General features: G+C 60.1%; 16 protein-coding genes and 4 tRNA genes. 8 read left to right on the forward strand and 12 right to left on the reverse strand.

The window, feature by feature from the left end; translation table 11 throughout:
* Positions 1–20: 20 nt before the first annotated feature.
* The 3 genes from ACZY1I_RS18620 to ACZY1I_RS18630 are packed head-to-tail and all read right to left on the reverse strand — an operon-like array spanning position 21 to position 1778.
* A complete protein-coding gene (locus ACZY1I_RS18620) occupies positions 21–965 on the reverse strand; it encodes a bifunctional DNA primase/polymerase (RefSeq protein WP_463755938.1) in 945 nt (314 codons plus the stop codon).
* On the reverse strand, positions 931–1512 hold the full coding sequence (locus ACZY1I_RS18625) for a hypothetical protein (RefSeq protein WP_463755939.1): 582 nt from the start codon (positions 1510–1512) through the stop codon (positions 931–933). Before ACZY1I_RS18625 ends, ACZY1I_RS18620 begins: the two co-directional genes overlap by 35 nt.
* Entirely contained in the window at positions 1509–1778 is a 270-nt protein-coding gene (locus tag ACZY1I_RS18630; protein WP_463755940.1) for a hypothetical protein, read from the reverse strand. Before ACZY1I_RS18630 ends, ACZY1I_RS18625 begins: the two co-directional genes overlap by 4 nt.
* A 336-nt stretch (positions 1779–2114) precedes the next feature.
* Between ACZY1I_RS18630 and ACZY1I_RS18635 the strand changes: the two genes are divergently transcribed.
* Positions 2115–3266 (forward strand): hypothetical protein, encoded by a 1152-nt coding sequence (locus ACZY1I_RS18635; RefSeq protein WP_463755941.1) that lies wholly within the window; start codon positions 2115–2117, stop codon positions 3264–3266.
* Positions 3267–3268: 2 nt separating this feature from the next.
* On the forward strand, positions 3269–3442 hold the full coding sequence (locus ACZY1I_RS18640) for a hypothetical protein (protein WP_463755942.1): 174 nt from the start codon (positions 3269–3271) through the stop codon (positions 3440–3442).
* 739 nt (positions 3443–4181) lie between these two features.
* On the opposite strand, the gene ACZY1I_RS18645 is transcribed toward ACZY1I_RS18640, so the two are convergent.
* Complete coding sequence (locus ACZY1I_RS18645; RefSeq protein WP_463755943.1) at positions 4182–4412, reverse strand: hypothetical protein; 231 nt, start codon at positions 4410–4412, stop codon at positions 4182–4184.
* A 327-nt stretch (positions 4413–4739) separates the two neighbouring features.
* Here ACZY1I_RS18645 and ACZY1I_RS18650 point away from each other — a divergent pair, with 327 nt between their 5' ends.
* On the forward strand, positions 4740–6197 hold the full coding sequence (locus ACZY1I_RS18650; protein WP_463755944.1) for an ATP-dependent nuclease: 1458 nt from the start codon (positions 4740–4742) through the stop codon (positions 6195–6197).
* 20 nt (positions 6198–6217) lie between these two features.
* On the opposite strand, the gene ACZY1I_RS18655 is transcribed toward ACZY1I_RS18650, so the two are convergent.
* From ACZY1I_RS18655 to ACZY1I_RS18665, 3 genes are all read right to left on the reverse strand, one after another.
* The gene (locus tag ACZY1I_RS18655) at positions 6218–6394 is read right to left on the reverse strand and encodes a helix-turn-helix transcriptional regulator (protein ID WP_463755945.1); all 177 of its coding nucleotides are present in this window, start codon (positions 6392–6394) and stop codon (positions 6218–6220) included.
* Positions 6387–6782 (reverse strand): hypothetical protein, encoded by a 396-nt coding sequence (locus ACZY1I_RS18660; RefSeq protein WP_463755946.1) that lies wholly within the window; start codon positions 6780–6782, stop codon positions 6387–6389. Before ACZY1I_RS18660 ends, ACZY1I_RS18655 begins: the two co-directional genes overlap by 8 nt.
* Positions 6783–7136: 354 nt before the next feature.
* A tRNA-Val gene (locus ACZY1I_RS18665) sits at positions 7137–7208 on the reverse strand.
* 212 nt (positions 7209–7420) lie between these two features.
* On the opposite strand from ACZY1I_RS18665, the gene ACZY1I_RS18670 reads away from it, so the two are divergent.
* From ACZY1I_RS18670 to ACZY1I_RS18685, 4 genes are all read left to right on the forward strand, one after another.
* Positions 7421–7493, forward strand: a tRNA-Gly gene (locus ACZY1I_RS18670).
* A 27-nt stretch (positions 7494–7520) separates the two neighbouring features.
* Positions 7521–7594, forward strand: a tRNA-Cys gene (locus ACZY1I_RS18675).
* Between the two features lie 12 nt (positions 7595–7606).
* Positions 7607–7681, forward strand: a tRNA-Val gene (locus tag ACZY1I_RS18680).
* Between the two features lie 781 nt (positions 7682–8462).
* Positions 8463–9269: a SigB/SigF/SigG family RNA polymerase sigma factor gene (locus ACZY1I_RS18685; RefSeq protein ID WP_463755947.1), complete on the forward strand. Its 807-nt coding sequence runs from the start codon at positions 8463–8465 to the stop codon at positions 9267–9269.
* A gap of 60 nt (positions 9270–9329) precedes the next feature.
* On the opposite strand, the gene ACZY1I_RS18690 is transcribed toward ACZY1I_RS18685, so the two are convergent.
* Positions 9330–9977: a maleylpyruvate isomerase family mycothiol-dependent enzyme gene (locus ACZY1I_RS18690; protein WP_463755948.1), complete on the reverse strand. Its 648-nt coding sequence runs from the start codon at positions 9975–9977 to the stop codon at positions 9330–9332.
* A 135-nt stretch (positions 9978–10112) separates the two neighbouring features.
* On the opposite strand from ACZY1I_RS18690, the gene ACZY1I_RS18695 reads away from it, so the two are divergent.
* Positions 10113–10775, forward strand: coding sequence for a cutinase family protein (locus tag ACZY1I_RS18695; RefSeq protein ID WP_463755950.1), 663 nt, complete (start codon positions 10113–10115; stop codon positions 10773–10775).
* A 1-nt stretch (position 10776) separates the two neighbouring features.
* On the opposite strand, the gene ACZY1I_RS18700 is transcribed toward ACZY1I_RS18695, so the two are convergent.
* The 4 genes from ACZY1I_RS18700 to ACZY1I_RS18715 all read right to left on the reverse strand — a co-directional run bounded on the left by ACZY1I_RS18700 (position 10777) and on the right by ACZY1I_RS18715 (position 15207).
* Positions 10777–12432, reverse strand: a complete 1656-nt coding sequence (locus ACZY1I_RS18700; RefSeq protein ID WP_463755951.1) for an acyl-CoA synthetase — start codon at positions 12430–12432, stop codon at positions 10777–10779.
* Positions 12433–12517: 85 nt separating this feature from the next.
* Positions 12518–13093 (reverse strand): MarR family winged helix-turn-helix transcriptional regulator, encoded by a 576-nt coding sequence (locus tag ACZY1I_RS18705; RefSeq protein ID WP_463755952.1) that lies wholly within the window; start codon positions 13091–13093, stop codon positions 12518–12520.
* Positions 13090–13983, reverse strand: coding sequence for a VOC family protein (locus ACZY1I_RS18710; protein ID WP_463755953.1), 894 nt, complete (start codon positions 13981–13983; stop codon positions 13090–13092). The genes ACZY1I_RS18705 and ACZY1I_RS18710 overlap by 4 nt, the downstream gene beginning before the upstream one ends.
* Before the next feature lie 33 nt (positions 13984–14016).
* Positions 14017–15207, reverse strand: coding sequence for an acyl-CoA dehydrogenase family protein (locus ACZY1I_RS18715; protein ID WP_463755954.1), 1191 nt, complete (start codon positions 15205–15207; stop codon positions 14017–14019).
* Positions 15208–15223 lie beyond the last annotated feature (16 nt).

Raw genomic sequence — 15223 nt, forward strand, 5'->3', positions numbered from 1 at the left:
TTTGTGCGGATCAATTTGTGTCAAAGTGACGAATAGCGACGCGAGTCAGAGCCTTTCGCGCGATCACTTCTGAGCTTGATTGGGTCAAGGTCTAACGTTTCGACGTACCTGGCGACATCGGTACAGAGCCGTTGAAAATCGCGCACTGAGCGACCTTTGGGCCATAGCTCGCGGCAGGTCGCGATCACAGCTTTTGCCGGTACGTAGCCAAGTCGGGCTTCTTCCAGCCCCATCTGTAGAACGTCACGCATCGCGTTGTGCGGCTCTTTGGTACTGCGAGAGTGGTAAGTCTTTAAGCCATCGAGCTTCTTGCGCCGTTTCGGGTCAGCGCTAGCGTATGTGGCGCAAAAATCCTCAAGGCTGATATCTGACCTACCCCCACCGGCACCTGCCTTGAACGCTTCGTACAGTTCATCCGGCAACACAGGTGGTAGCCCAGAGCGCACAACGGTTCGCACATCTCCGGTATCGCGATTGGTATATGGCGGCAAGACGATGCCACCACGAACGCAGCGCAGCTCTCCCCACTCGAAATCAGAGCGGTTCGTCAAGGCAGGTGCCGTGGGGGGTAGGGCAAACCAATAATGCCCTTTGCGCTTGTGCTCGCTAGACCGCGTGCATACGAACGGCACCGATTGAGCTTTGAGGTAGTGGTGCCAGTTGGCCGGCCACAGGTCCGGGTGGTCCAGATCAATCACGACGCAACCAACAGCACCGGGTGAAGTGGCAAGGGCGTCAAACCTGCCGAACCGTTGCCGCCACGCCCGAAGCTGCGCCTTATCGGTAGTTACGCGGTCATACCAAGCTGGATCACCGCCAACCAAGTTGCCGCACTGTTTGTGGTTGCCTTTGGAGGGATCGAACGGCGCTACCGGTATTCCGGCATCCACGTAGGCCAGTGCAGCTCGCGGAACGCTCAGCCCGTTGACGTTAGGTAGGTTGACCATCGTCGTCTCTGTGGTCATCGGACGATGCCGGGTGCCGGTCGTTGTCGTCAAAGGGGTGCCGGTAGGGGAAAACGCCGTCTTGGGTGTCGCAGCGGTCAGGATCGCTAAACCAATAGCGGCACGTCTGGCAGCACTTATAGAGGCAGAGGTATTCGCCATAGCCGACTCTGAGCAGCTCAGTCGCATTGTCAGGCTGGCACTCGGTGCTCACCGCGACATCGCAGACCCGGTAGCGCTCCGAAAGGTAGCGATTAACAAGGCTGTCCAGCTCTGACAGCGGGAACGGTACGCGCGGATCAAAACCCAGCAAAACGCATGGCCCATCGATCTTTTCGCCATCGCGTAGGTAGGTCTCGACTGTGAGCGCAGCAAGACGGCGCTGATCGGGGTCTTGAGTCTGCGTAAAATCGCTGTGCAGAATCCCTTTGGTCATCTGGTCAATTTCTGACCAGTCGAGTACGGCGGGAAGGCCCGCTTGTGAGTGGTTTTGGTTGACCCGCTGATGAATCTCGCGATACTTATCGTATCCGGCGAAGGGGTCATAGCTTTCAGCGTCAGATGTCATGCGCTGGCCTTGTCGCCGTTGTTGACTAGCCAACGCCACTCGATCAATCCGCGATCAGAGAACGTCACCGCGCGGCCCTTGCCCTTGTGGCTGTGGTCAATCTCTGATTTCTGACCCTTGCCCGGCCAGACTGCAAGCGTGATTTCGTTCATGGAAACCATTTCACCGGTTAGCTCTTTGATCCGATCGATTGCAGCCTTTCGGCCAACATGAACTTTCCAGATTGAATACTCTGAAAAGTCAGGCTTGCTCAGTGTTTTAGACATTGAATAAGAGACCCTTCAATTTCATTGGAGTTGCTCAGAATGAGCGGGTGACAAACTGTCGCAAACCCGATGCTAAACCCAAATGCATTGCGCGTCAAGCACATTCGGCACACCCTCTGACCTGGCAATATCCCGATAACGCTTGCCTGACCAGCACGTACGCGCAATAATCTAAATAGGAGCATGGGTGACTTTCGCGACCCAGTAAGTACCCTCTCAGGCCGACGCGAAAGCGACAGAGCCGCCGTCACCTGCGGAGTCGTTTACTTACCTTTCCGAATTCCGCAGGGACTAGACGGTTCCATAGACTTAGGTGAAGGGATTAAGATGCTTGCGATGGATCGTCTCTCATTGAATCGGCAACTTTGGCCGCTGCTTCCATTTGGGTTCGACGGCGGTTATGCGACCGAAGGTGACGCTCTGGTGTCCGTCTCGGCTGATGGTGTGGATTTGAATGTCATCTGGGACCAGGTGCGACAGGCTATCGACGTTTGGAATAAAGAGCGTTCTGCGATCACGTCGCTGTTGAGTTTTGCAACGACCAACAGCGCTGACGCCATTCCGCAATCCGCTAGCTCGGATAGCTTCGAGATTGCGACTGAGTACGGAGAGCCTGAAAGTCTGCGCGCCCCAAGCGAACACCTGCTACTTGGCTACACGTTCGAGGACTACGACAAATCGACTCGCTTCACCTGGAAATTCCTGCGCAGCGCTACAGCTGAGCAAATCCGTGCACAAGCCAACTACGCGCTAGAAGCCGACAATCGGTTGGTCAACGGGACCATCTTGCAAAGGCTCTTTGACAACACCTCGACGCAAAATGAATGGGCGCACACGGTCTATCCGCTCTACAACGGAGATTCGATTGCTCCGCCCGATTATCTCGGCAAGGGTTTTACGGCACCTCACAGTCACTACCTGGTCTCGGCGAGCACGGTCGTTGACTCAGGTGATGTCGAAGATTTATTGAGACACGTTACCCAGCACGGCTTCAATGAACCTGGCGCACAGTTGCTCTTGTTCTGCAATCCTGATGAGGGAGAGGTCATTTCGACCTTCAAAGCAGGTGTCGAGAATCAAAACGAACAGATCGCCCATCATGACTACATTCCGAGCGCTGGCGCACCGGCGTATCTCATGCCCGAAAACCTTGTTGGGAAGGTTGCACCGGCTGAATTCAACGGCCTGAAGGTTCAGGGCAGCTACGGGCCGCTGTGGATCATTTGGAGCGACTACATTCCAGAGGGTTACCTCGCAGTGGTTTCGACCTACGGTAAGAACAGCCCTAACAACTGCATCGGTTTCCGCGAGCACGTTCAAGCGGCCTACCGTGGCCTGCGCACGATACCTGGCAATGTTCCCGGCTACCCGCTCCAAGATGCCTTCTTTCAGCGCAGTTTCGGGGTAGGCGTTCGTCGTCGCGGCCAAGCCGCAGTGATGCAGATCAAGGCATCGGGAAACTACGACGTTCCGAACATTCCGAAGTAGCCATGTGTAACCAACCAACCGGCATCGGCTACGAGCTACCGCCAATCGGTCAGGCTGAAATCCTCGCCGCAGACGATGACTCATCTGAATTCGGCTTGCCAGAGGGCTACCCCCATGACTACACCGGCAAGACTCCACAACCGGAACGGATCATCGGTGTCGGGCGTAGCTGTTAGCGCACCCGTTGAGTCGGTCAGCGATGACGGCGGCGTCTTCCGCGTTGGTGTCAGGTGCCCGTACTGCAAGGGCACCCACCAGCACCGACTAGACGAGACCCACCGGGAGCTAGAAAGAACCGCACGGTGCTCCACGGAATTGCAAGCGCTTCGCTACATGATTGAACTTGCCTGACATGCTGACCGACCAAGTTACGGCGTTTCATGAAGCAGGTCACGCTGTAGCCGCACGTTTGCGCGGTGCCACCGTGCATTCAGTAACGCTGGACCCTGGTTTGACTACCTTTAGTCTGCCGCGCCCTAACGGCAAAGCGCCGAAGCTCTTCCGCAACGGTGTGCAGATTGCAGCGATACCCGAGCAACCAGAGCCGCGACCACTCACGGAAGCAGACGGTTTCATCGCCTATGCGGGACCGTGGGCCGCAGTGCGTTGCCGTTGGAACTTACCACCGACGAACACGGCAACGGCTTTTCAACCTACTTGGATGCAGTGCTGCGAAAGAACACATCGGACTACGAAGTCTATTTGGATGCGCCGAAACTGCCTGCCATCGAACAGCTTTGGTCGGATGAATTAGAGCGCCATTGGCCGAACATCACCGTTATTGCACGCAAGCTGTATGCCGAACACAGACGACAGCGGCAATGGCAAACCGATCGACAGCGTTGGCGCACAAGACGACGAACTAGGCGGGCAAAAGTGTTGTACCGCCAGGCAGGTGCCGGTGTGATGTGCAGCTTAAGACTTCAACCATTCCATGTAGCCGTAGAAAACTAGTCTTGCTTCTACGACGGTTTCAGGCTGTGCGTTCGGATACTCTCCTCCAACGGCGTGGATCGCGGCCCAGACATGCGGTTGCAAGCCATTGCAGCTTGTCATGCCCTGAAAACCTTCAAACTCCGCAAGAAACAAGTACTTCTCAAACTCTGCTTCGATCTCAGCATGAGTCATCCGGCGGTTCCTGCTCATAGCTTTCATTTTACCGATGTGCGTTGACTAATCGGCCAGATTCAATCGGAGCAATCGGTAAAATGAAAGCTATGAGTCGACGCTGAGCACCTGATGAGCCGTGGCGGCAGAGTCACTCCGGCGGATTGCCAACGTCTGCCAGCGGGCCGCTCAGCCCCGGGAATCGGTGTCGGCACGTCGGGTGACGAGCAATCGACAGCGAGTCGGTCGAACGGGTGTTCGATATGCGAGGCAAGAAGGCATCGGTTGACCAGGATTGAAGCGCGGGTTATCCAAATCAGAGGGGCTTGCAGGCCGCTAGGTGGTTTGGTACTTACAATCGCAACTATGACCATCGAACAAACAATCCCATTTGCGGAATATTCGATCTCGGGCTTAGGTCGAGTAAATGTGTTACTTGGTAAGAATGGTTGTGGGAAAAGTACACTATTAAGAGCGATGTCGCCAAATATAGTTCAGAGTTCGATCTGGCAAACTTCGAGGTATATCATTCCCGAGCGAGCCGGGCAATTAAGTTACGATCCGCAGGTTGAGCAAAATATTTCTAGGAACATCAGCTGGCTTCCGAACACCCGCGTAAATAATCAATTTAATCAGTTTAAGATGCAGACAATGGCACTTTATCGGCAACTTGAAACGGCTGTGTCGCGGAGATTTCAGGCGGCGCACAAGGCAGGCGAAGAGCTGCCGCCATATTTTGCTGACTACAAAGAGGACATCAATAATCTGCTGGATAACGTTGAAATACGGGATGATGGGGCGACCTTTGGGATTTACGACCGTAAATCCTCCGCTCCAATACCGGCAGATAAGATCAGTAGTGGAGAGTCGGAACTAATAGCGCTAGCGATCGAGACCCTGGTTTTTGCGCTTGATACGAACGCCGGAAACCGGGGTTTGCTTTGCCTGGACGAGCCTGATGTTCATTTGCATCCTGATCTACAAGCGAAGTTGATTAGATTCTTGATGAATCTTGTTAACAAGCACCATTTCGATCTGGTAATTGCAACGCATAGCACGCCAATTCTAGGGGAATTGTCTCAATATCCCTCGACGCAGGTGTGCTTTATGCGGCCGGGCATTAAATCTCTTCACTTTACGCCAATTGACGATACTTACAAAAAACTTTTGCCTGTCTTCGGTGCGCATCCTTTAACTCAAGTATTTAATGACTCGCGAACATTGCTGTTAGAGGGCGATGACGACGTAAGAATCTGGCAACAAGCCGTGAGATCATCCAACGGAAAATTAGACCTTACGCCCATAAGTTGCGGCGGTAAAGGCAGCATGCAGGCTTACGAGGACAAATTAGAAGAGATTGTATCGGCGGTATACGATGGCGGAATAGCATTTTCCCTTCGCGACGGCGACGGCGTTGAAGAATCCCTGAATGACTCCCCGCACGTAATTCGACTACGCTTGGCCTGCCGCGCAGCTGAAAACCTTTTGCTTTCAGATGATGCTCTGTCTGCAATAGGAGTGGAATGGAGCGAAGTTCAGGCACGCATAGGCGCATGGTGTGTGACAGACAGCAACAAAATACACGACAAATATCAGGTGATGGCATCCTTCATGGACGATGGGTTCAAGCGAAAAGACTCTGACTTGAAACAGATTCGCATGTTGCTGGTCGGGCAGATATTAGCTTCGGAAAAACCGTGGGAAGTCTTGGTTGGGCAAGCAATTGCCAAGCTTGCAACCGGCGTTGCGGAAAGCCAGTCGAATGGGCCGAACTCGCTCAGGACGTATCTGGGAGCGAAGACAGTGCAAACGCTGGAATTGTGACTGGCCTTCCGCTTGCTGCTCTACCGAGCCAACGCCTTCACTGCATCGTCTAGTTCAGTAGGATCAAATTTCAGCAGACGTTCCCCAAACTTGTGCGCTGGCACAAGACCTTTGGCCACGTACTTACGAAGCGTATTCTTGGACACCCCAATGTATTTCGCCGCTTCAAGAGTCGATAGATAGCGTTTCTCAGGCACGGTAGACAACCACCCTTACCGGCGCGGCAGCAGATTCGTCGTTTTCAAATTCGTCGTCGTCGTCTTCGAAGTCTTCAGGGCCGAGGATTTCCGCCAGTTCCTCTTCTACTTCGCGCAGCAGCTTGAGCGCGTAGTCCCGCCTGCGGGCACACTGAGCAAGCAAAGTCAGTCGTTCAAGCTCTCTCGCGCTGTCGAACATTGCGCGCTCAGACCATCGCAGGACTGTCCAGCGGACAGCACGTGCGGTTTCAGGGTCAACGACTAGGCCGGTTTCTTCTTTCACCTTCTCGGCTAGACGCTCAGAAATCACTTTCTGGCGGTCGGTCGGCTTGGGTCGGTACGGCAGTGGGCCGCGCGGAGCACCGCGAGGAAAATCGAGAACAGACATTCAAGGGTTACCTTTCAAAGCGTGGCGTAGTGGAGTAGCCAACGCTTTGACGGCACGTGGTGACTTACCAGCGTTCTAGAGCTTTTTGCGAGGTTCTCCCGAAATCAGTTGCTCGGTTGCGAACGTCGCGCGCAGCTTGGGCGCAATCGGCGGGCTAGGCCGTCTATCAACTTACCCGCATTGGTACCTACCGACTACCCGCTGACCTGCAATGGTTGGGTAGAAACGCCGCGAGGCAGGTGCCGGTGCGATGGTGCTGGCAAACAGGCGCTCGGAGCAACTCATAGCCCACGGATAGCCCAAAGCTGCTATTAGACTGACTAGATACCGCGTTTGACCTGCGAAAACATGTTGTGGTCCCGGCTGGGATCGAACCAGCGACCTTCCGCGTGTGAAGCGGACGCTCTTCCACTGAGCCACGGGACCGGCGCGCGAGGCGAACGACGTCGAAGACTAACACGGCGCCGATGCCGCCCTGCGGGGCCAGGTGCGCGCAACGCGACCGCGCAACTCGCCGGGGCGGGCCACCCGGGGCCAATCGGAGGGCCGCGACACGGCTTCTACCTAGGAATTTGTGTGGGCCCGCCCACTGGGCTAATGTCGTGCTTCGCACCGGGCGACGATCTCGCACGGAGCGCGCGGATGTAGCGCAGTTGGTAGCGCACAACCTTGCCAAGGTTGGGGTCGCGGGTTCGAATCCCGTCATCCGCTCGAAGGTGCGAAGGCATCAATCCCAGCGGTGGAGTGGCCGAGTGGTGAGGCAACGGCCTGCAAAGCCGTGCACACGGGTTCGATTCCCGTCTCCACCTCCAGATGATCTCCCAGCGCGATTAGCTCAGCGGGAGAGCGCTTCCCTGACACGGAAGAGGTCACTGGTTCAATCCCAGTATCGCGCACCAAGATTCGCGCAGCTTAGGCCCGGCTTGTACCGAGCCCTCGCCGGCAGCCGGCAAGTGAACACCGCCAGTGTTCACGGTCTGCAGCGAGAGCTGCTGGTGATCACAGCCATTCACATACTTGGTGTATAGATTCGGTTGGGTGTCTCACGACCGGATACTGCTGCTGGTCATGACCTTGGCAGCACTCGCCCTATTCTTCGGGACGATATTCCTGCTGGGGAACGCAAGCCCTGACAAGCAACGCCGCAGGTTCGCCGAGAGCGTCGATCTCGGCCCGGGCGAGGTAGTCCAAGCGGTCTTCAGGGTGGGTTCTACCGAACCTATGACTACAGGTCAGCCAAGATGCGGATCTTCGTAGTCACCAACCGATGGATTTACGTGCAAGATCTACGGTTAGCAAGGCGGCCGGCGCGCGAGCTCAGCTTCACACTTGATGACATCCGGTACTACGTCGACCCGAAGTGGACGAGGACGTCGCGGCTGCCGACGCAGCTCTCGCCGAGATGAACCGGGGCAAGCCAGGTGGGCCGGGTCTCTAGCTAGATTCAGTGACGCCCCCGGCAGCAGATTTCTGTACTGCCGAGAGCTAAGCGATATGACCGTCCGGACCGCCATAACACCTGTCGGTGGCTTACCCAACTATCGACAGCTCAGACGGTGTCGGCCGCACCCATTCGACGGGAGTTGCCTCCGACAAGGTTTGAACTCGGCCCCGACGGGGGTAAACACGACCAGGTTCAGACCCGAGCCGCAAGCGATAGTTAAGCGGATTGGGATAAATATGGCCGGACGCAGTCGTGATTATGCAGAGGTCGTTCCTCTGTTTCAGCACCTCAAAACATTGTCCAGCGACACCCGCGAGTTCAGACATCAACGCGACGCAATCATCGAATTCTGCATGCCGCTCGCCGATCACATCGCCCAGCGGTTCAAGAACCGCGGCGAACCGCTCGAGGACTTGATACAGGTGGCGCGGGTCGGATTGATCAACGCGGTAAACCGCTACGACGTCGAAACCCGCTCGAATTTCTTGTCTTTCGCAGTACCGACGATCATGGGCGAGGTGCGCCGCCACTTCCGCGACCACGGTTGGTCGCTGAAAGTCCCCCGTAGTGTCAAAGACCTCAGCCTCCACATCAATGCTGGGACCGCCGAGTTGTCTCACTCGCTGGGCCGGGCCCCCACCGCCACCGAACTGGCTAACCATCTCGGGGTGGAGCGGGAGAAAGTCGTGGAAGCACTCATTGCCAGCGCCTCGTACACGACCTTGTCGACGGATAGGCCTGCCCCGGCCGACGACGACGGAAGAGCGCCTTTGGAGATGATGGGCGGCATCGACACGAACTTCGACAGAGTCCTCGACGTCGAGACCGTGCGTCCCCTCATCGCTGCACTCCCGGAGCGCGAACGAACGGTACTGCTGCTGCGCTTCTTCCACAACATGACCCAGTCGCAGATTGCAGAGCGGATCGGCGCATCACAGATGCACGTGTCGCGCATTCTGGCCCGCGCCATCAGCACGGTGCGAGACCAAGCGCAGCAGCCGACGGAGGCGATAGCGAGCCCTGTGCGCCAGCACGTGGCGTAGCTGTCCCGGGCAACGCCGCGAATCGACCACGCGGCCCGCTGGGCCCCGTTCTGGCGGCGCTCACACGCGCCCTGGAAATGCCCGCACCGCTTGCACCCCATGATCGGGGCCGTCCAAAGCGATTCGGGTCAGGGGTGCTCGCCCGGCCAACCATCGGACCAGGTCACCGACCGAGCCGCGGGCGATTATCTGGGTGCCGCGTTCATATCCGAATGTCCACTCGTGGCCACCAGGACAGGTCCCGACCCTGAGGTGCACGCCGGCAGGTAACCGTCGGGATTGGTAGCGCAGTAGCGTCGGAATCACTTCACTAAGGTGCGCCGGAACGTTGTGGTCGAGTCCGTTGGGGCCGGCCAGGTCGTCGTGATGCATCCAGAGTTCGAACAACGTCACCGCGGCGATGCTCGGGCGCAGCAACAGACGCGGAGGCCGGCGACGCAGTCGGTCGATCAGCTCCCCGTAACCGTGCCGCCGTTCGCGAAGTATGAGCTTCTCGATTCCCTTCGCGTCGTTCACCCGAATGCCGCGAATGGCCAACGACCGACCAAGGAAGACCACGACGCCACCCGAGCGCTCCTCGGAGACAAGGTGGGCCGCCAGATCCAGGGCGGTCCAGTGTCCGCACGCAGTCGGCGCCGACGGCCCCACGGCAGTTAACGACTTCGTCAGCGCGGCCCGTTCTTTCTCGATATCGGCGACGACCGTCACAGCAGCAGCCTAGGCAAATGCTCGCCCGACCGACCAAACCGACAGCCCGGCAAGTTGGGCATCCGAGATCGTCTGTCAAAGAACGATATTCAGGCGGGTAGAGCCGCTGCCGCGTTTAATCCGTAACATCGCGTCATGAGGCTTGTTGCGATGAAGTCAGGCACGCGCCGCAAACTCAACCTGGCAACCGGCGCCTCGGTCGCCGCTGCACTGACAGTCGCCACGTCGGCGACCACTTTTCCCGCGCTGATTCCGAAGGCGACGGCGGCCTGCCCCGGTGCGGAAGTAGTCTTCGCTCGCGGCCGAGAGGAACCGCCCGGCGTCGGCGCGGTCGGGGACGCCCTAGTCAGTTCGCTGCGCGGCAAGACACGGATGTCGATCGGGGTGTACGGGGTCAACTATCCCGCCGACCTGAGCGCCGCCCTCGGCGCCAACGACATGAGTGCCCACGTTCAATCCATGGCGGCGAGTTGCCCGGAGACCCGCCTGGTCCTCGGCGGCTATTCGCTGGGCGCTGCGTCGGCTGACCTGGTGACCGGCTTGACCCGTCCAGCCCTCGGTTTCACCAACCCGCTGCCGCCGGGCATGGATCAGCACATTGCGGCGGTCGCGTTGTTCGGCAACGGCACCAAACGGCTCGGCCCGGCACCCGCCTTCGCCGGAAAGACGATCGACCAGTGCGCCGACGGCGACCCCATCTGCGGGAGAGGCGCGAATTGGCCGTCGCATCTTCAGCCCTCGTACATCAACTCCGGACTGGTGGATCAGGCCGCGGGCTTCGTCGCCGGCAAGCTTTGAGCTAGGCCCCTTCTACGTCCATCTCGACCAGTACTCGGCGCAACAGCTTGCCGGTCGCGTTTCGGGGCAGTTCTTCGATGAACACCACGTCACGAGGAACCTTGTGGCGAGCGAGATTGTCTTTCACGTACTGCTTGATCTCGGCCCCGTTCTGGGTGGCACCCGGCTCGGAAACAATGAAGGCGCGCAACCGCTTTCCGAACTCGACGTCGTCAACCCCTACCACCGCCACCTCGGCGACGTCGGCCCTCTCCTCCAACAGATTCTCGACTTCCTGCGGGAAGACGTTCTCGCCGCCGGAGACGATCATGTCGTCATCTCGGCCGTCGACGAACAGCAGTCCCTTGTCAGTGAAATGGCCCATGTCGCCGGTGGACATGTAGCCGTCGATGATCTGCTTGCTACGACCGTCGGTGTAGCCGGAGAACGGTGCGCCGTTGCGGACGAAGATCCGGCCGCGATTGTTGGCACCGGTGACGCGCTGACCGCGCTCGTCGTACAGGACGACCTCGCAGGTGCAGGGGGCCCGTCCCGCGGTGCCTGGCGCCGCACGCAACTCGGCTGGGGTGGCGATGCTCGCGATGGCGCATTCGGTTGAGCCGTACATGTTGTAGAGGACGTCACCGAAGGTGTCCTGGGCCCGCGTGGACAACTCGGGACTCAGCGCCGACCCGGCTATCAGGATCACCTTCAACGACGAGGTGTCGTACTTGGCGATGATGTCGGGCGCAAGCTCGACCATCCGGTGCAACATCGTCGGCACCGCGACCAGCATGTCCGCCTTGTGATCGGCGATGAGCTTCAAGGTGGCCTCCGGCTTGAACCGCCGGGCGGTCACCACCTTGTTCCCCAGTGCGGCACCCACGGTGTACGTGGCCCATCCGGTGCTATGGAAAATCGGCGACACGATCACCATGGTTCCCTTGCGGGGGAACGGAATTCGGTCGACGATCTGGGCGGTCGCCAACGGCGACACCGAGTCGCGCGGGGCGCCCTTGGGCAGCCCGGTGGTACCGCTGGTCAGGATCACCGACCCACCCGGTTTGCTCGGCGGAGGTAGCGGCTCCGTCGAGTTCGCCGCCACGATGTCGTCGAGGGTTTGTGTGCCCGCGGGCAGGTCGGTGTCGTCGTCCACCCAGATCAGCACTCGCGGCAATTCGGCGGGCAACGCGTCGAGCAGGCCGAGGAACTCGCTGTCGTGCAGCACCACGCTGACGTGCTCCCGCTCGCAGACCTGCGCGAACTGTGGTTTGGCGAAACCGGTATTCATCAGCACCAGACGGGCGCCGAGCTTGCCGCACGCGGCCATCGCGATCACCAGACCTCGATGGTCGCGACACAGCAGTCCGACGACCGAGCCTTCGGTGACGCCGAAGGATCGCAGGCCGTGCGCCAACGCCCAGGACTGGTCGTCGACCTCCCTATAGGTCAGCGTCCCGCGTTCATCGACGATCGCCGGCAGGTTTGCGTACCTACGGCCACCCAGCACCGTCATCGTGGCCTGTGGGCCGTAGACGCGCGACATCTTGGCGGCCTGCACCGTCGAGTTCAGGTCTTTGAAGTCGACGATTCCGCTCGCGGTGAGCCGCTGAACGGCACGCGCCGACTCGGTGATGTGCTGCAGCTTCTGCTGAATGCTGGTCAATGCACTGGGCATCGGGCCTCCTCGCCACGAAGTATGCGAAGAACGCTAGCAGTCGCTCGTGACGCCGCACTGGCCGTCGCGGATGCTCAGTCCGAATTCACTCGTCGACGTCCAGCGCCTCACTGACGCGGGAGAGGAATTTGCTGAACCGAACCACCTCGGCCTGGCTGAACTCATCCGCCAGCAACTGGTCGATCTCGGCGAGCTTGGCCGAGGCGCGTCGCCAGGCCGCCCGGCCGGCGGCGGTCAACCGCGCGTCGATGATGCGCGCCGACACCTCCGACTGCTCCCGCTCGATGTAGCCCTTCTGCTCGAGCGCGGTGATGAGTCCCACCATCGCCTGCGGAGTCACGAACACCGTGCGAGCCAGCTCGGCCGACGACGCCTTGCGCATGTGAGCCAGCGCCTGGATCACGCCGAACTGCGACTTGGTCAGCCCGGTGCCCCGCAATTTGGCGTCGAGTAGACGGGCAGCCGCACGTTCCGCGCGCTTCAGCTCCCACGGAATGTGGGCCACGGACGGCTCATAGTCGTCACGTCGCTGGACCGCCATCATCGCCTCGATTCCGCGCTGCTCCGGGGAGACGGCCTGACCGCCTCGAACCGCGGTCAACCCTAGCGAGGGTCGCGAGCGCGGCGCAGCCGGAGCCACCCGGCTGGACTCGACGGTCACACCATCTCCATCAGGCCGCGGTGGCCCCAATAGGCGTCGGGCCGACCCGCGACGAAGTGTTCGGTGACCCAGGTGCCCGGATCGATCACTCGCGGCTCCCAGGCGTACTCGATGTTCCAGCCGGACGGGTTGCGGAAATAGAACGACACCGAGTGGTCATTCGGATGCCGCCCGAGCGACGTCGTAGTCAGGTCGTGGTCGAGACACACGTCGTAGGTGGCGCCGACATCGTCAATGGTGTTGGTCTGCAACATCAGATGCTGAATTCGTCTCGGCGCGTGCGGCGCTGCGAAGAACGCCAGCGAGTGATGGCGCCCGTTGCAGTGCAGGAAACTCGCCAGCACGCCCATGCCCGGAATGACGGTGTAGTCGCTGACGCCGAAATTCAGCACGTTGACGTAGAAATCGGCAGCCTTCTGCACGTCGGAGGCGTAGCAGACGACATGCCCTAGGCCGTGCTCGCCGGTGTGGAATCCGGACAACGGACGTGACGGACGGAAGGTGGGGCTGAACATCGTCTCGTGGCCGTAGGCGAGTTCCATCCGGACCCCGCTGTACGGACAGGTGAAATGCACGAAGCCGAGCACCCGACGCAGGTCGGCCTCACCCGGACTCCCCTCGCGCACTTCGACTCCCGCGTCGGCGACCGCTGCCGCGGCACGGTCGAGTGCGGCGCGGTTGTTCACCTCCCACCCGACGTAGGTGACGTCGTCGACGTCCGAGGGCGAAACGACGAGTCGGTGATGACGGTCGTCGAACCGCAGATACAACGCGTGGTCGTCGGTTTCGGGCATGATCTGGTGGCCCAGCACCCGTCCGGCGTATCCGCGCCACGCATCGAGATCGGTGGCGCCCGCCCCGACGTAGGCGAGTTGATTGATAAGGCTCACGTTCCTGCCCTTCGGTGGACGGTCCGGCACGGGTCAGGAGAATCCCGGGGGCAGCGGCAGGCCGAGTATCTGCCTGCCCCAGTTCCCGTAGACGGTGTCGGTGTTGTAACCCATGTGCGCGGCGACGCCATGCACGTCGCGCCACGCCTGCTGCACGGTGTTTTTGTCGAAAAGTCCACTGCCGCCACTGAATCGCATTGCCAGTTCGACGGCGTCGACGCACATGCGCACCGCGCTGGTGATGTCGCGGTTGGCGGCGAGCCGCTGCTCGAGGGTCGGCCCCAGCCCCTGGGCGCCGAGTTCGTCGAGCAGACCGGCGCGGTACATCACCAGGCCGTGCGCAGCCTCGGCCTGCGCCGCCACCGTGCCCACGTGGATGATCATCGGATCGCTCAGCTCGGGCAACCCGGTGAACTTGGACACCTTCTTCTTCGAGTAGTCCGCGAAGTCACGGGCCGCACGTCGGGCGATGCCGAGCGCGGTCGATCCCAGGTAGCCCGACAACGCCGAGGAGAACGAAAGCTTGAAGATCGGCGACAGATTCGCCAGGGACCCGGGTGCACGCCCTTCCATCACGTCGACCGGATCGACGGTCCGGTGGGCCGGCACGAACGCCCCGTCGATCACCACGGTGTTGCTGCCCGTCCCGCGCAACGCACACGTCGACCAGGTGTCCTCGACGGTGTAGTCGCTGCGCGGCACCAGACACCAGCGTGGCGTCGGCGGTCCGGCGCCATCGGCCGGCGGCACCACGATGCCGACCATGGCCCACGCGCAGTGATCGGAGCCGCTGGAGAACGGCCAGCGGCCACTCACCCGGTAGCCGCCGTCGACCGCCGCGACGTCGCTGGCTTCGGCCGCGAACGACGACGACATCAAGGTGTCCGGGTCGTCGCCCCACATCTCGTACTGGGCTTCCAGATCGAACACCGAGCCCAGCCAGAAGTGACTGGCCAGCAGCCCGAAGACCCAACCGGACGCACCATCGCCCTCGGCGACCGCGGAGACCAGTTCGACCACCGCCCGGCTACCCAGTTCCAGACCGCCCCAGCGCGCGGCCTGGTTCATCCGTAGCAACCCGCTGTCGACGAACTCGCCGATGGTCGCCTCGGGGAGGCGCCGCAGCCCTTCCCCCGCCTCCCGCCGTTGCGATGCCGACGCAGCGAGCCGTTCGGCCACCTGCCGGGCATCGGCAAGAGACATCCTGTTCGCCGTAGATGTCATGCCAGTACCTCCTGGT

The sequence above is a fragment of the Mycobacterium sp. IDUB_37 genome, from assembly GCF_055419245.1.

What these genes read in the sequence shown, in the direction of transcription:
- ACZY1I_RS18620 (WP_463755938.1), bottom strand. Translation starts at nt 965, where the DNA reads ATGACCACAGAGACGACGATGGTCAACCTACCTAACGTCAACGGGCTG.
- ACZY1I_RS18625 (WP_463755939.1), bottom strand. Translation starts at nt 1,512, where the DNA reads ATGACATCTGACGCTGAAAGCTATGACCCCTTCGCCGGATACGATAAG.
- ACZY1I_RS18630 (WP_463755940.1), bottom strand. Translation starts at nt 1,778, where the DNA reads ATGTCTAAAACACTGAGCAAGCCTGACTTTTCAGAGTATTCAATCTGG.
- ACZY1I_RS18635 (WP_463755941.1), top strand. Translation starts at nt 2,115, where the DNA reads ATGGATCGTCTCTCATTGAATCGGCAACTTTGGCCGCTGCTTCCATTT.
- ACZY1I_RS18640 (WP_463755942.1), top strand. Translation starts at nt 3,269, where the DNA reads ATGTGTAACCAACCAACCGGCATCGGCTACGAGCTACCGCCAATCGGT.
- ACZY1I_RS18645 (WP_463755943.1), bottom strand. Translation starts at nt 4,412, where the DNA reads ATGAGCAGGAACCGCCGGATGACTCATGCTGAGATCGAAGCAGAGTTT.
- ACZY1I_RS18650 (WP_463755944.1), top strand. Translation starts at nt 4,740, where the DNA reads ATGACCATCGAACAAACAATCCCATTTGCGGAATATTCGATCTCGGGC.
- ACZY1I_RS18660 (WP_463755946.1), bottom strand. Translation starts at nt 6,782, where the DNA reads ATGTCTGTTCTCGATTTTCCTCGCGGTGCTCCGCGCGGCCCACTGCCG.
- ACZY1I_RS18685 (WP_463755947.1), top strand. Translation starts at nt 8,463, where the DNA reads ATGGCCGGACGCAGTCGTGATTATGCAGAGGTCGTTCCTCTGTTTCAG.
- ACZY1I_RS18695 (WP_463755950.1), top strand. Translation starts at nt 10,113, where the DNA reads ATGAGGCTTGTTGCGATGAAGTCAGGCACGCGCCGCAAACTCAACCTG.
- ACZY1I_RS18700 (WP_463755951.1), bottom strand. Translation starts at nt 12,432, where the DNA reads ATGCCCAGTGCATTGACCAGCATTCAGCAGAAGCTGCAGCACATCACC.
- ACZY1I_RS18715 (WP_463755954.1), bottom strand. Translation starts at nt 15,207, where the DNA reads ATGACATCTACGGCGAACAGGATGTCTCTTGCCGATGCCCGGCAGGTG.